This is a genomic window from Nocardia sputorum (genome assembly GCF_027924405.1).
In the GTDB taxonomy this organism is placed as follows: Bacteria; Actinomycetota; Actinomycetes; order Mycobacteriales; family Mycobacteriaceae; genus Nocardia; species Nocardia sputorum.
In genome coordinates, this window is record NZ_AP026978.1 from 222,595 (window position 1) to 235,659 (window position 13,065).

At 65.6% G+C, this 13,065-nt stretch carries 15 protein-coding genes; 9 read left to right on the forward strand and 6 right to left on the reverse strand.

Annotated elements, in window-relative coordinates; genetic code table 11:
* The first annotated feature begins 102 nt into the window (after positions 1 to 102).
* On the forward strand, positions 103 to 447 hold the full coding sequence (locus QMG86_RS01110) for a hypothetical protein (protein WP_281877132.1): 345 nt from the start codon (positions 103 to 105) through the stop codon (positions 445 to 447).
* Between the two features lie 271 nt (positions 448 to 718).
* Here the strand turns inward: QMG86_RS01110 and QMG86_RS01115 are convergent, their stop codons facing one another.
* The gene (locus QMG86_RS01115) at positions 719 to 1,180 is read right to left on the reverse strand and encodes a hypothetical protein (protein ID WP_281877133.1); all 462 of its coding nucleotides are present in this window, start codon (positions 1,178 to 1,180) and stop codon (positions 719 to 721) included.
* Positions 1,177 to 1,611, reverse strand: a complete 435-nt coding sequence (locus QMG86_RS01120; RefSeq protein WP_281877134.1) for a hypothetical protein — start codon at positions 1,609 to 1,611, stop codon at positions 1,177 to 1,179. The genes QMG86_RS01115 and QMG86_RS01120 overlap by 4 nt, the downstream gene beginning before the upstream one ends.
* Before the next feature lie 468 nt (positions 1,612 to 2,079).
* Here QMG86_RS01120 and QMG86_RS01125 point away from each other — a divergent pair, with 468 nt between their 5' ends.
* The 5 genes from QMG86_RS01125 (at position 2,080) to QMG86_RS01145 (ending at position 5,274) form a co-directional block, all read left to right on the forward strand.
* On the forward strand, positions 2,080 to 2,445 hold the full coding sequence (locus tag QMG86_RS01125; protein ID WP_281877135.1) for a hypothetical protein: 366 nt from the start codon (positions 2,080 to 2,082) through the stop codon (positions 2,443 to 2,445).
* Positions 2,426 to 2,947, forward strand: a complete 522-nt coding sequence (locus tag QMG86_RS01130; RefSeq protein WP_281877136.1) for a DUF6879 family protein — start codon at positions 2,426 to 2,428, stop codon at positions 2,945 to 2,947. The genes QMG86_RS01125 and QMG86_RS01130 overlap by 20 nt, the downstream gene beginning before the upstream one ends.
* Positions 2,944 to 3,795: a helix-turn-helix domain-containing protein gene (locus tag QMG86_RS01135; RefSeq protein WP_281877137.1), complete on the forward strand. Its 852-nt coding sequence runs from the start codon at positions 2,944 to 2,946 to the stop codon at positions 3,793 to 3,795. Before QMG86_RS01130 ends, QMG86_RS01135 begins: the two co-directional genes overlap by 4 nt.
* A gap of 139 nt (positions 3,796 to 3,934) precedes the next feature.
* Positions 3,935 to 4,435 carry a DUF6879 family protein gene (locus QMG86_RS01140; protein WP_281877138.1) on the forward strand — a complete coding sequence of 167 codons (501 nt, stop codon included), beginning with the start codon at positions 3,935 to 3,937 and terminating at the stop codon, positions 4,433 to 4,435.
* Positions 4,432 to 5,274 carry a helix-turn-helix domain-containing protein gene (locus tag QMG86_RS01145; protein ID WP_281877140.1) on the forward strand — a complete coding sequence of 281 codons (843 nt, stop codon included), beginning with the start codon at positions 4,432 to 4,434 and terminating at the stop codon, positions 5,272 to 5,274. The genes QMG86_RS01140 and QMG86_RS01145 overlap by 4 nt, the downstream gene beginning before the upstream one ends.
* Before the next feature lie 230 nt (positions 5,275 to 5,504).
* On the opposite strand, the gene QMG86_RS01150 is transcribed toward QMG86_RS01145, so the two are convergent.
* Positions 5,505 to 6,503 (reverse strand): sigma-70 family RNA polymerase sigma factor, encoded by a 999-nt coding sequence (locus QMG86_RS01150; protein ID WP_281877142.1) that lies wholly within the window; start codon positions 6,501 to 6,503, stop codon positions 5,505 to 5,507.
* 183 nt (positions 6,504 to 6,686) lie between these two features.
* Between QMG86_RS01150 and QMG86_RS01155 the strand changes: the two genes are divergently transcribed.
* Positions 6,687 to 7,106, forward strand: coding sequence for a VOC family protein (locus QMG86_RS01155; RefSeq protein ID WP_063022331.1), 420 nt, complete (start codon positions 6,687 to 6,689; stop codon positions 7,104 to 7,106).
* A 67-nt stretch (positions 7,107 to 7,173) separates the two neighbouring features.
* Here QMG86_RS01155 and QMG86_RS01160 read toward each other — a convergent pair whose 3' ends face one another.
* The gene (locus QMG86_RS01160) at positions 7,174 to 7,956 is read right to left on the reverse strand and encodes a crotonase/enoyl-CoA hydratase family protein (protein ID WP_281877144.1); all 783 of its coding nucleotides are present in this window, start codon (positions 7,954 to 7,956) and stop codon (positions 7,174 to 7,176) included.
* 60 nt (positions 7,957 to 8,016) lie between these two features.
* Here QMG86_RS01160 and QMG86_RS01165 point away from each other — a divergent pair, with 60 nt between their 5' ends.
* Positions 8,017 to 9,666, forward strand: a complete 1,650-nt coding sequence (locus QMG86_RS01165) for an acyl-CoA synthetase (protein ID WP_281880717.1) — start codon at positions 8,017 to 8,019, stop codon at positions 9,664 to 9,666.
* Between the two features lie 67 nt (positions 9,667 to 9,733).
* Here QMG86_RS01165 and QMG86_RS01170 read toward each other — a convergent pair whose 3' ends face one another.
* Positions 9,734 to 10,921, reverse strand: coding sequence for an FAD-dependent monooxygenase (locus QMG86_RS01170; protein WP_281877146.1), 1,188 nt, complete (start codon positions 10,919 to 10,921; stop codon positions 9,734 to 9,736).
* A gap of 103 nt (positions 10,922 to 11,024) precedes the next feature.
* Between QMG86_RS01170 and QMG86_RS01175 the strand changes: the two genes are divergently transcribed.
* A complete protein-coding gene (locus tag QMG86_RS01175; protein WP_281877147.1) occupies positions 11,025 to 11,651 on the forward strand; it encodes a TetR/AcrR family transcriptional regulator in 627 nt (208 codons plus the stop codon).
* A 290-nt stretch (positions 11,652 to 11,941) separates the two neighbouring features.
* Here the strand turns inward: QMG86_RS01175 and QMG86_RS01180 are convergent, their stop codons facing one another.
* The gene (locus tag QMG86_RS01180; protein WP_281877149.1) at positions 11,942 to 13,057 is read right to left on the reverse strand and encodes an acyl-CoA dehydrogenase family protein; all 1,116 of its coding nucleotides are present in this window, start codon (positions 13,055 to 13,057) and stop codon (positions 11,942 to 11,944) included.
* Between the last annotated feature and the right edge of the window lie 8 nt (positions 13,058 to 13,065).

Consider the following 13,065-nt stretch of genomic DNA (forward strand, 5'->3'; position numbering starts at 1 on the left):
CCACGCTGATAACCAGCCCCGCCGCCGGGTTGATGCGGTGCCTACATCGACGCCCCGGCGTCGGGTGCTCACCAGCAAAAGCCGACAGACAGGGGTGAAGTGGTGGGGTTCAACTGGTGGAGGGAAGCCGAACCGGACGAGACATCGCCGCAGGCGATCATTGATCGCGTACAGGCCGAGTGGCGAGCCGAACGGCGACAGAGCCGCATCCGCGCCGAGCAGGCCGCTGAGCCCGCCGACATGGGCCTATGGCCGACCGGCTGGCCGCATGAGGCACCGGAGCACCCGCTGAGCGTGCCCGAAGCGCACGCCACGATGCAGCGCCATCGCGGATGCCGCGCCGATGGTTGCCCCCGGAAGGCAGCCGCACGGCAGACCTTGATCGACGCCGGACGCATGGTGCCGGATACCGCGCGTATGTATCCGGACTCGCCACGCATGCACTGAGCAGCGCTTTGAGCATCCCGCATGCAGTTCGCGTCCTCCGACGGTCACCGGTCGGGGTGCGGGAGGGGGGCACCGCCCCCACAGCGTCAGCTTCGGTCGGGGCGCAGAGACGCACCCTCGACGTGGATCACACCGGCGCTCACAGCGCACGGCACCGGGACCGCTGGAGTAGCCGCAGCTCAGGCTCCCCCACGCAGCCGGGGTTATCGGTCTACAACAACGAGCCCCCCGGACCTTCTCGGTCCGGGGGGCTCGTGGTTCGCGAGTCGGGTCAGCGGGCCGACAGCGTGTTATGTTCCTGCCGAATGTCGCCACTGGCGACGGCGACGAGACGCTCCTGGTCATCGAGCGGCATCGCGAAAAATCGCATTCCATAGTGTGGTTCACCGAGCTCAGCGGCATCGATTTCGATGGACCGCCGCGTCGTCTCGACCACGATGCCCGACCGATCCTGCGCCACCCGGACGGCAACGATTTCAGGGAAACCGTCACGACCGCCGACGCAGTACCGCAGTTGCTCGCCGGGTTCGCGAACACCACCGATGCCGCCGGAATCCAGGCGGCCCTCGCCGTTCGCGACTTCCACGAAGGTCGCCAGGAAGTCTGCATCCTCCGGCCAGCCCATGAGATCAGCTTCCGGTGGCCGTCGTGCGTCGCACCAGACGCGCCATGTGAATTCACCGCGGGAACCAACCGGCGTGACCGGCTCCCAACCTTGATCGCGGAGGGTCATTTATGGATTGTCACACACGGGTACCCGGAGATCGAGACCCGTCCGGTGGGGTCCCACCAGCCAGCACAGATCCGCGTGCCATCGAGGAACCCTCCGGTCGGGCCGTAGCTGTCACGGTAAACACCGGAACCTTTCGCCCCCGGCTGGGTTACTTCGGAATTGATTCTTTTGGCTTTACCGTCCGGGCTCACCACGATGTAGTACGCCTGCACTTGGCCTTCACCTCCGGGGCTGGCGTAGGTGGTGACGGTCTTGCCGATAACCAGGCCCTCGCCGATCACTGTGAGGCTGACTGGGCCGTCTTGTTTCTCCGCACTGGCGTGGGCCGGCGCGGCGCCGACAGCGAGTGCGGCAAACGCGGCGGCGACAGCGAGTGTTGTAGTGTGCACGATTCCCCCTGTGCGGTTATAGGTTTGGGCTTGCAGCCCCATAGCGATGGTCCCTGATCGGGGCACGTCGGCGCGAGTGGTTATGTCCATGGGCCCGGGAGTTGGTTGTTGACGTCCCGGAGGATGGCGTCGAGCAGGGGGCCGCTGCCGGGCGCGAGCGCTCCCGCGCGTGCCGGTTCGTCATCACCCAACCGTCGCCCGTGATCTGGGGCGGTAGCACTGTCGGCACCGAGTGCGTGAACTCGAAATCGCAACTGCGGGCGGCACAGCAGGGAACGAGTAAAGCTCTGTGCGCCTGCGTTGTTGGTCTCCGTCTGCGGTCATTTCAACCCCCTCTAGTAGGCCAGTGGTAGGCACCCCGTGACCGGATCGCGGCACATGTCACGGGGCCCAGCTCAGACGCTACGAACGGTAAACCGGCCACGTCCATGTTCATGCTTGAACATGCTCAAATCCATTATTCGCTGATCAAACAGCTACGTCTAGGGCATCATCGAAGGTGTTCGAAGCATGAACGCGCATGATCCGATGGGAGGCCCAACCATGCGGCTACAGTTTCTCGGCAAAGGCGGCACCGAAGGCGGAGGCTGCCCGAGCCTCTACGCCACCGATAGAGGTACATACGCGGTGCAGGGGTGGAAGACGAACACTGTTGGGACAGTTGAGATCCCACATCTGCTAACTGGCTTCGCCGAACCGGACACGTTCATAGGCGCCACCATGACAGACACTGGCCGGGGGACGTTCGTTCTGTCTGGTTCACCGATCATGGACCGAGAGACATTAGGGCAGATGGACATCTACCCTGACGAAACGGTTATCGAGGTTGCCAAGCTGGAAAGGACTTTCTACGGCAATGCAGCTAGCGCAGGGTGAGGCATTCAACGATCTGTTTCGACAGGTCAAGCGCGAAGCGTTCCACCTCGAAGTTCGGGACGATTATTACCCACCGGACTACCCGCCACTCGTCCGATTCTTACGTGATGAGCCCGAAGACTACGCATGGTTTCAACCCTGGCTGAACCAGGTCAGGCAAACTACCGGCCGAGGCGTGGCCGTCAACCGGGCGCGGGTGGTCACCGTGCCACACAACGACTACACCCGATATGCAAAGCACGTTGCTCGGCTCAACGTGGAAGCGGGCGAGGATGTACGATACCTGCCCCGCCACCTGATCGACCCTGACGAATTAACGGTAGACGATTGGTGGATTTTCGATGATTCCGTTGTAGCATTCACCATATTCGAACCCGTCGAAAACGGTAAATGGCTCGGAGGTGCTGTAACCACCGACCCTCGAATAGTCGAGTACATCCGAACAGTCAAAGCAAGGGTATGGTCTATGGCTACCCCATTGGCTGAATACAGCGAGCCGTGACGAGTTCACCGAATCAGGCCAGGGAAGCTCTCGGTGCACGGCTCCGAGAGCTTCGCCTAGATGCAGGTATCAGCGGCACCGAGCTTGCCCACCGTGCCGGATGGCATCAAACCAAGGTATCGAAAATCGAGTACGGCAAGACTAAGCCCACCGGCGACGACATACGTCTCTGGTGTGCCCATACCGGCAATGACGACCAAGTGCCCGACCTGATAGCTACCCTGCGCAACATCGAGACCGCATGGCTCGAATGGAAGCGAGTACTAGGCACCGGTACAAAGCGGCGGCAACAAGCCTCTATCAAGCTGGAAGCCGAAACCGAGGTCATGCGGGTATATCACCCTTTCTTGATACCTGGCCTACTTCAGACAGCAGAGTACGCCGAGAGTGTTCTACGCAGCGTTGTCGAGTTTCAGCAAGTGCCGAACGATGTGAATGAAGGCGTATCGAAGCGGATGGAACGGCAACAGATATTGTACCGTCGTGACCACCGATTTCATTTCGTCGTAGCCGAGCAAGCCTTACGTACTACGGTGGGCAGCGATCAGACCATGATCGGACAACTGGATCGGCTCTTGGCTGTGCTCGGAATGTCTAGGGTAGTTTTCGGGATCGTTCCAGCCGAAGCTCCATACCGAGTATCAATGACTAACTTTACGATATTCGACGACAACAGGGTCATGGTTGAGACCTTGACAGCCGAGCTGACGGTTACTCAGCCACGGGAGATCACCCAATACGGGCGCGCGTTCGATGCCCTCGCTAGGCAATCTGCGACCGGGGAGGCAGCGCGGGAGCTGATCCGGAAAGCGATCAGCGAACGACTTAGCGGTGAAAACACCGAATAAGGCCATCACCGGCCGGGAACATTCCGGCTCACGGGTCGGCCGGTCATCGATCCGGAACTACTCGCACAGCTCGACATTGCCGACGACGAAACCGCTACCGAGGTTCCGAAGCTAGAAAGGACGTTCTACGGTGCTGCTAGTGCCCGATGAAGGGTTCCCGGACCTACTCCGGACCTGCAAGCGGGAAGCGTTTCACCTCGAAGTGCTCGACACCTACGCCGAACCGAACGAGTACGAACCGTTCCGGCGATTCCTGGCAGACGAGCCGGATGACTACGCATGGTTCCAGCCGTGGACCGAGCTGATACAGGAGACGACCAGCCGGGGCGTAGCGGTCACACGGGTACGAATCGTCACCGAACCGCACACCGACTACACCCGGTTCGCGCTTGCCGTGGCAGCGCTCAATGTACGGGCAGGCGAAGACATTCGATATCTGCCCCGGCATCATGCCGGGGAAGTCCCTTCGGATGACTACTGGCTACTTGATGACGAAACAGTGGTCTTCTCAGCGTTCGGGGAGTCCGGAGGCTGGTCCGGTGCGGCAACCACCGACCCGCACATCGCCGCGTACTGCCGCGGGCTCCGAGCCCGGTTCTGGCCTCTCGCCACTCCGTTTCCGGAGTACGTCACACAGTGACCGGTTCCGTTGACCAGCAGCGCGAATATCTCGGGGCGCAACTCCGAGGTATTCGCGTTGCCGCCGGGTTGTCCGGTGCGGAGTTGGCACGCCGTAGCGGATGGGACCCAAGCAAGGTCTCAAAGATCGAATACGGCCGGATACGCCCGTCTCTAGAGGACATCTCGGTGTACTGCCGACACTGCAACGCGGGTGACCAAATAGCAGACCTCCACGCGGCGCGGCAGAGCATCGATACCGCGTACCTCGAGTGGCGGAAGATTCTCGGTACCGGAACCAAGCGCAGACAGCAAGCGTCGATCAAGTGGGAATCCGAAGCTCGGATCATCCGATCGTTTGAACCGGTCTTGGTTCCCGGCCTTCTACAGACCGCCGACTACGCGGCGGGCATCCTGCGGAAGGTGATCGAGTTCCAGCAGATTCCGAACGATCTGGACGCGGGTGTATCCAAGCGGATGCAGCGGCAACAAGTCTTGTATCAGCGGGATCACTTGTTCCACTTCGTCCTTGGTGAACAAGCGTTGTACACCACCGTTGGCGACGATCAGACGATGATCGGCCAGCTCGACCGGCTCTTAGCTGTCCAAGGTATGCCACGTGTGACGCTCGGTATCGTGCCGATGCGGGCACCGTTCGAGACGGCTACCACGTCGTTTCTGATGTTCGATTCGAGCCGTGTCCTGGTCGAAAACATCACAGCAGAGCTGTCGATCACTCAGCCGCGAGAGATAGCGGTGTATCACCGGACGTTCGATGTCCTGGCCGGTCAGTCCGTGGCCGGCGAAGCAGCACGGGAGCTGATCCGCAAGGCGCTGGATGCCCGTACGCCCCGACCGTGACCGTGACCGTGCAGGGGGATTCGCTGGTCAGCGGTTGGGAACCTTCTCCGCAAACTCCACGGTGACCGGAGCATGGTCAGACCAACGCTCGGCGTACGTCGCTCCACGCTGCAACGCAATGCTTTGCACCGGCCGATGTTGGCGGAGGGGCTGGTTTGTCACCGGGAATAGCAGCGATCGGCGGACGCGAAGGTTCCTAGGCCGCGGAGGGCGCATTCATGCGTTCCGGATCAAACCTTTTCGCGCAGTTCGGGCGCGAGGCCGAACAGCGGGAACAGCTTCTCGGTGTCCAGGAAGAAGTTCAGCCCGGCGATGGTGGCGCCGGCGAGTTCCAGAACCGTGATCGACCACGGCACCCACACGCCCGGCTCCGGGCCCGGCTTGTAGTGGCCGAAAGCGGGCAGGCCGTTGGCGCCTTCCAGCGGGAGCAGACGCGAATCGCGGCAAGCGCTTCCGTGGCCGAGCATGAACGCGGCGACGTTCTCCGGGCCGGAGATCCACAGCTCGATCGGCGGCATGGACAGCGCCACATCTGCTTTCAGCAGCGAGGTGAGCGTGTCCATGTCGTAGGCCTCGAACGCCTTGACGAAGTTGTCCACCAGCTTGCGCTGATCCTCGTCGGAATCGTCGTAGATGTCGGTGGCCGCGGGCTGGACCTTGGACATGGTGGCGCGCGCCCGTTGCAGCGCGCTGTTGACCGACGCGGGCGACATGGTGAGCGCCTCGGCGGTCTCGTTCGCGGAGAAGCGCAGGACCTCGCGCATGATCAGGATCGCGCGCTGCGTGGCGGGCAGATGCTGGCAGGCCGCGACGAAGGCCAATCGCAACGTGTCCTTCGCGCTGGCGTGGTCGGCGGGATCGGCGCCGAAGGCCAGCGCGTTCGGGATCGGCTCGATCCAGACGTAGTCCGGCTGGGGTGCGGGCAGCGGCGAATCCGGCCGCGACGGACCGGACAGATCCATCGGCCGAGCCCGCCGCTGCGGGCCGTCGAGCATGTCCAGGCAGACGTTCGTGGTGATCTTGTACAGCCAGGAGCGGAGGCTGGCGCGGCCCTCGAACGAGTCGTAGGACTTCCACGCCCGGGTCAAGGTCTCCTGGACCGCGTCCTCCGCTTCGAAGGACGAGCCGAGCATGCGGTAGGCGTACGCGCACAGCTCCCTGCGATGGGTCTCGAACGCGGCGAGCAGATCGGGAGCGAGGCCGGCGGGGGAGGCTGGCGAGTCGTTCATGGGTGTCACCCTGCCACAGGGCACCGACACAAAACAGGCCATCGAACTCGAGAACGTCGCTGTTCAAGATCAATAAACCTGCCCGTGCTGTGGGATGCGCCACCGAGTCATCCGCGATGAGTTCGCCGGGCCCGGCCCGTCCTATCCAGTGACACGAACGGACTTGCTCGAGAGGAAGAGGCCATGAGCAGCAAGATGATCTTCATCAATCTCCCGGTCACCGATCTGCACCGGTCGACGGCGTTCTACGAGGCGCTGGGCTGGAAGGTCAACCAGGAGTTCACCGATGACAACGCGGCCTGCATCGTGATCGATGACAACATCTGCCTGATGCTGCTCACCGAGGATTTCTTCACCACCTTCAGCAAGCGGCCGGTGGCCGACACCAAGGCGGCGATCGGCGCCGCGTACGCGCTGGCCCTCGGCAGCGCCGCGGAGGTCGACAACCTGACCGAGGCCGCGCTGGCCGCGGGCGCGACCGAAGAGGTGAACGAGGACAAGCGGGCGCAAGAGGCGCAGGTCGGCATGCACGGCCGCACCTTCATCGACCCGGACGGCCACCAGTGGGAGCCGTTCTGGATGGATTACCCGGGCGCGAGCTGAGCCCGGCGAGGGGTCGCCCCCGATGCGCGTGCACTGGTCGCGCATCGGGGGCGTTGGGCTCTCGTCGTCAGTTTCCGGTGAAAGAGGGCTTACGCTTTTCCGCGAACGCCCGAGGCCCTTCCTTGGCATCCGCCGAGCGGAAGACCGCCATGCCGAGCTTGGCGTCGATCTGGAAGGCGTCCTCCTCCGGCATGGCCTCGGTCTCCCGGATGGTGCGCAGGATGGCCTGCACGGCGAGCGGGCCGTTGGCGGCGATCTGCCCCGCGATCTCCAGCGCTTTGTCCAGCGCGGTGCCGTCCGGGACCACGTGCCCGATCAGGCCGATCTCCTTGGCCTCCGCCGCGGTGATGTGCCGGCCGGTGAGCAGGATCTCGGCGGCGACGGTGTAGGGGATCTGGCGGACCAGCCGCACCGCCGAGCCGCCCAGCGGGAACAAGCCCCAACGCGCTTCGGAAACACCGAATTTCGCGCTCTCCCCGGCCACCCGGATGTCGGTGCCCTGCAGGATCTCGGTGCCGCCCGCGATGGCCGGGCCCTCGACCGCCGCGATCAGCGGCTTGGTCAGCCTGCGGCCCTTGAGCAGCGCCTCCAGCTTGGCCGGGTTCCAGCCGCCGCCGTCGATGGTGTCGCCCGGGTGCTCGGAGGTCATGCCCTTGAGATCGGCGCCCGCGCAGAACGCGCCGCCCGCGCCGGTCAGGATCGCGACCCGGATGTCCGGATCGTCGTCCACCTGGTTCCAGGCGTCCTTCATGATCGCCATCATCTCGCCCGACAGCGCGTTGCGCGCCTCGGGCCGGTTCATGGTGACGATGAGGACGTGGTCGCGCTTCTCGACGAGGCAGTGCGGCATCGCTGATTCTCCTGACTTCTAGCCTTGTCAGAAACAGTAACACGTTCTATTTTTAAGGCTGTGAGCTACAACATAGCGGACCTTGTCGAACATGCCATCGACCTGATGCCCGACCGCGTCGCGCTGGCCGACGACGGCCGCGAGGTCACCTACGCCCAGTTGGAGGAGCGGGCCAACAAACTCGCTCACTACCTGCAAGAACAGGGAGTCCAGCCGGGTGACAAGGTGGGTATCTACTCACGCAACACGATCGAGGCCGTCGAGGCCATGGTCGCGATCTTCAAGGCGCGGGCCGTGATGATCAACGTGAACTTCCGTTACGTCGAGAACGAGTTGCAATACATCTTCGACAACTCGGACATGGTGGCGCTGATCCACGAGCGGCGCTACAGCGACCGGGTCGCTGCCGTCCGTCCCAAGACCCCGCAGCTGCGCACCGTCGTCGTCGTCGACGACGATACGACCGGCACGATTCCCACCGCAGCGGATTCGGTGGAATACGAGGCGGTGATCGCGCAGTCCTCGGGTGAGCGCGACTTCGGCGAACGCTCGCCCGACGACCTGTACATGGTCTATACCGGCGGCACCACCGGCATGCCCAAAGGCGTGATGTGGCGCCAGGAGGACGTGTGGCGCGTGCTCGGCGCGGGCATCAACTTCATCACCGGTGAATACGTCCAGGACGAATGGGAATTGGCGAAGGTCGGCGCGGGCAGCCCGCCGATGGTGCGGTTCCCGATCCCGCCGATGATCCACGGCGGGGCGCAGTGGGCCACATTCCACAGCCTGTTCGGTGGCGGCAAGGCCGTGATGCTCCCGGAGTTCTCCGGGCACGGCGTGTGGCAGGCCATCGACAAGCACAAGATCAATCTGATCTTCATCACCGGGGACGCGATGGCGCGCCCCATGCTCGACGCGCTCATCGAGGGCAACCCGGAAACCGGTCAGCCCTACGACCTTTCGAGCTTGTACGTGATGGCCAGCAGTGCGGCGCTGTTCTCGCCCGCGCTCAAGGACCAGTTCCTCGAACTGCTGCCCAACCGGATGATCTCCGATTCGATCGGTTCCTCCGAGACCGGGTTCGGCGGCATCGCCATCGTGGCCAAGGGGGCGACGCACACCGGCGGGCCGCGCGTGAAGATCGACGCCTCCACCGATGTGCTCGACGAGGACGGCAATCCGGTGCGGCCCGGCTCAGGCGTGGTCGGCATCCTGGCTCGGCGCGGGCATATCCCGCTCGGCTACTACAAGGACGAGGCGAAGACCGCGGCGACGTTCAAGGAGTTCAACGGCATCCGCTACGCCATCCCCGGCGACTTCGCTCGCGTCGAGGAGGACGGCACGGTCACCATGCTCGGCCGCGGTTCGGTCAGCATCAACAGCGGCGGCGAGAAGATCTACCCCGAGGAGGTCGAGGGCGCGCTCAAGACCCACCCGGAGATCTTCGACGCGCTGGTGGTCGGTATCGAGGACGAGCGCTGGGGCCAGCGGGTGGTCGCGGTCGTGCAATGCCGCGGCGAATCCCGCCCCACCTTGGAAGAACTGCGCCCCATGCTCACCCAGGAGATCGCGCCGTACAAGCTTCCCCGCAGCTTGTGGTACGTCGACGAGATCAAGCGCTCGCCGGCGGGCAAGCCCGACTACCGCTGGGCGAAGGAGCAAACCCAGTCCCGCCCCGCCGACGACAACGCGGTGGCGAGCGCGAAGTAGCGGTTTGCGCAACGTGGCCGGCCACCGTCCCATGCGACGGTGGCCGGCCACGTTGTTGTTCGCGGGATCAGCGGTTGGCCAGTTCGGCCAGTTGGTAGGCGAGGCGGTGGCGGAAGGCGGGGAAGCGGGCCAGGGTCGTGAGGGCCAGGTTGCGCAAGGTGCGGGCCGGGCGTGCGCGCAGGGTCGCCATTTTGGTCATGCGGTCGGTGAACGAGACGACGCCGAGGGCGACCGGGCGGCGGGTGGCTTCGTAGTCGTCGAGCAGGGTGTCCGGCTCGCCCGCCAGCACGCGGGCCAGCAGCGGGCCGAGAGCGGCGGCGTCCTGGATGCCGGTGTTCATGCCCTGGCCGCCGGCCGGGCTGTGCACGTGGGCGGCGTCGCCCGCGAGCAGGATGCGGCCGCTGCGGTACCGGTCGGCGACGCGGTGGTGCACGCGGAAGCGCGAGCTCCACAGCACCTCGTGCACGCGCACCGCGCCGCCGGGGCCGCGGGCGGCGAGGAGGGCCTGGATGTCCTGCACGGTCGAGTGCTCGGGCGCGGTTTCCAGGGTGGCGACCACGCGGAAGCGGTTGGGCTCCTTCTCGTCGGGCAGCGGCGCGACCACCGTGACACCCTCCGGTGAAAGGTGCAGGGCGACTTCGTCGCGGGCGATCGGCCAGTCCATCCGCACGTCGGCGAGGACGAAGGATTCCGGGTACGACGCGCCGGTGAAGCCGATGCCCGCGTGCTCGCGGACGATGCTGTGCATGCCGTCGGTCCCGATGACGTAGTCGGCGCGGATGCTGCCGGGCGCGCCCGCCTCGTCGGTGTATTCGACCGTGACGCCGTCGTTCTCCTCGGCGACCCGGGTGACCTGGTACGGCCGCTGGACCTCGCCGCCCGCCTTCCGCAGCCGCTTCAGCAGCACCGCCTCGGTGGTGTCCTGCGGGGTCATCAGGGTGTACGGGTAGCGCGTCGGGAGTCCGTCGAAGTCGATGGTGGCCAAGGTGCTGCCGCCGTCGTGGACGGTGAAGCGGGCGACGATGTCGCCTGTCGCGACCAGTTCGTCGGCGATGCCGAGCTGCTCGAGCACTTCCAGCGTCCTGGCGTGCACGACCGCGGCGCGCGAGGTGTTCGCGCCTTCGCTCAACCGGTCCAGGAGGACGAAGTCCACGCCCGCGTCGGCCAGCGTGATGGCGGCGGTGAGCCCGGCTGGGCCCGCGCCGACGATCACGACGGCGGTGGTGGCGGGCAGCGGGTTCGTGGTGGCGTTCATCGGAACTCCCTCTATGTCAACGTTTGTAGGCCAACGTTTGTTGGCATAACCGTAGCGCCACTCGCGCTAGGAAGTCAACAGTTGTTGGCCTACACTTGTTGGCATGACCGTCGATCCTGATCAAGCGCCCGCCCGCCGCTCGGACGCGACGCGTGCGGCGATTCTGGAAGCGGCCCGCGCGCGGTTCGCCGCTGAGGGTTTCCGCAAGGCGACCATCCGCGCCATCGCGGCGGACGCGGACATCGACCCGTCCATGGTCATGCGGTATTTCGGCAGCAAAGACGGCCTCTTCGCGGCGGCGGTCGATGTGCGGCTCGACTTGCCGGACCTCGCCTCCGCGGACCCCGATCACCTGGGCGAACTGCTGGTACGCCGCTTCTTCGAGATCTGGGAGGAGCAGCCGAACAAGGAGGTACTGCTGACGCTGCTGCGCTCATCGATCACCGACGAGGCGGTCGCCGACCGCGTCCGCGCGATCTTCACCGAGCAGATATTGCCCGCCGTCCTGCGCTTCGGCGATCCCGCCGATGCCTCCCGCCGTGGCGGCCTGATCGTCACCCAGATGCTGGGGCTGGCCCTGTGCCGCTACGTCCTGTGCCTACCCCCGGTCGTCGCCCTGACCCGCGCACAGATCATCGCGGAGGTAGGCCCCACCCTCCAGCGCTACCTGACGTCCGTCCCGCCAGAGGAACCCGATGCCGTGGCGGCGCCGATTCAGAGTTCGGGGTAGATCAGCGCGACCGTCGGGAAGTAGCCGCGATACCGTGCGACATCCCGGGTCAGCAAGCGATAGCCCGCCGCGGCGGCGTGCGCTCCGATGTAGAAGTCGGGCATCGGAGAGCGCTTCGCGCCGCTGTTCCGGCGATAGCGCTGGTAGGCCTTGCCCGATCGATCGCTCAGTCAGACCGCCCGCGTGTATTGCGGGTGAGCGCAGACTTGAACCGGCGACTCGCCTGAAACAACGAATTCCGGCCCGCACGACGTGCTGTCGTGCGGGCCGAATCGTCTGTGGTGCCGCGCTCAGCCGGCCAGCAGCGCGCCGAGGGCGCGGAGGTGGTCAGTGCTCGCGCCGAGGGCGAACTCGTTGTGTTTGGCGGCGGTGAAGTAGTTGTGCACGATGTGGTCGCGGTCGATGCCTACGCCACCGTGCACGTGGACGACGGTGTGCGCGACGCGGTGGCCCGCGTCGGCGGCCCAGAACTTGGCGGTGTGCACCGCTTCGGCGGCGGGCAGGTCCTCCGAGAGCAGCCACGCCGCCTGGGTGACGGCCAGGCGCAGACCTTGGACGTCGATGTAGGCGTCGGCGAGCCGCTGGGCGACGGCCTGGAAACTGCCGACCGCCTTGCCGAACTGCTCGCGCTCCCTGGCGTATTCGGCGACCAGCTCGAGCGCCCGTTCCAGGGTGCCGAGCTGCGCGGCGCTCAGGCCGAGCCAGGCGCGGGTGAGCAGCCAGTCCAGGATCTCCGCGCCGCCTGCGACGCTGCCGACCAGCTCGGCGGGCGTATCGGTGAGCTCGACCGCGAACTCGGGGCTGCGGTCGACCACCTGCTGCGCGCTCACCGTCGCCGCCGCGGGATCGACCAGGAACACCGCGGTGGTCCCGGAGACCGTGGCGGGCACCAGGATTCGCTCGGCCCGGTTCGCGAAGGGCACCGTGGTCTTGGCCCCGGTCAGCCGCCAGCCGTCGCCGGTCTCGACCGCGGTGGTGGCCGGTGCGGCGGGTTCCCAGTTGCGCTCCTCGGCCAGCGCCACCGTCAGGATGACGCTGCCCGCGCCCGCCCGCGTGGCCAGTTCACGCTGCTCCTCGGAACCGAACCGCGCCAGCGCGCCCGCGCCGAGCGCGATCGACCACAGATACGGCACGGCCGCGAGATGCTTGCCCAGTTCCCGCAGGATGGCGGTCTGCTCGAGCGCGCCGAGGTCGCTGCCGCCGACCGACTCGGGCAGCGCCGCCGCGAGCACACCGGTCTCGGCCAGCGAATTCCACAGCGGCTGGTCGAATCGCTCGACGTCCGCTCCCGCCTCGGCCCGGTTGCCGTCGAGTTCGCGCAGCCGATCGGCGGTGACCAGCTTGCCGCACACCTCGCCGGTCAGCCGGCCGAGATCGAGTTGGGCTTCGGTGGGGGTGAAATCCATGGTGGTCT

What these genes read in the sequence shown, in the direction of transcription:
- QMG86_RS01115 (WP_281877133.1), bottom strand. Translation starts at nt 1,180, where the DNA reads ATGACCCTCCGCGATCAAGGTTGGGAGCCGGTCACGCCGGTTGGTTCC.
- QMG86_RS01120 (WP_281877134.1), bottom strand. Translation starts at nt 1,611, where the DNA reads ATGGGGCTGCAAGCCCAAACCTATAACCGCACAGGGGGAATCGTGCAC.
- QMG86_RS01125 (WP_281877135.1), top strand. Translation starts at nt 2,080, where the DNA reads ATGAACGCGCATGATCCGATGGGAGGCCCAACCATGCGGCTACAGTTT.
- QMG86_RS01130 (WP_281877136.1), top strand. Translation starts at nt 2,426, where the DNA reads ATGCAGCTAGCGCAGGGTGAGGCATTCAACGATCTGTTTCGACAGGTC.
- QMG86_RS01150 (WP_281877142.1), bottom strand. Translation starts at nt 6,503, where the DNA reads ATGAACGACTCGCCAGCCTCCCCCGCCGGCCTCGCTCCCGATCTGCTC.
- QMG86_RS01155 (WP_063022331.1), top strand. Translation starts at nt 6,687, where the DNA reads ATGAGCAGCAAGATGATCTTCATCAATCTCCCGGTCACCGATCTGCAC.
- QMG86_RS01160 (WP_281877144.1), bottom strand. Translation starts at nt 7,956, where the DNA reads ATGCCGCACTGCCTCGTCGAGAAGCGCGACCACGTCCTCATCGTCACC.
- QMG86_RS01170 (WP_281877146.1), bottom strand. Translation starts at nt 10,921, where the DNA reads ATGAACGCCACCACGAACCCGCTGCCCGCCACCACCGCCGTCGTGATC.
- QMG86_RS01175 (WP_281877147.1), top strand. Translation starts at nt 11,025, where the DNA reads ATGACCGTCGATCCTGATCAAGCGCCCGCCCGCCGCTCGGACGCGACG.
- QMG86_RS01180 (WP_281877149.1), bottom strand. Translation starts at nt 13,057, where the DNA reads ATGGATTTCACCCCCACCGAAGCCCAACTCGATCTCGGCCGGCTGACC.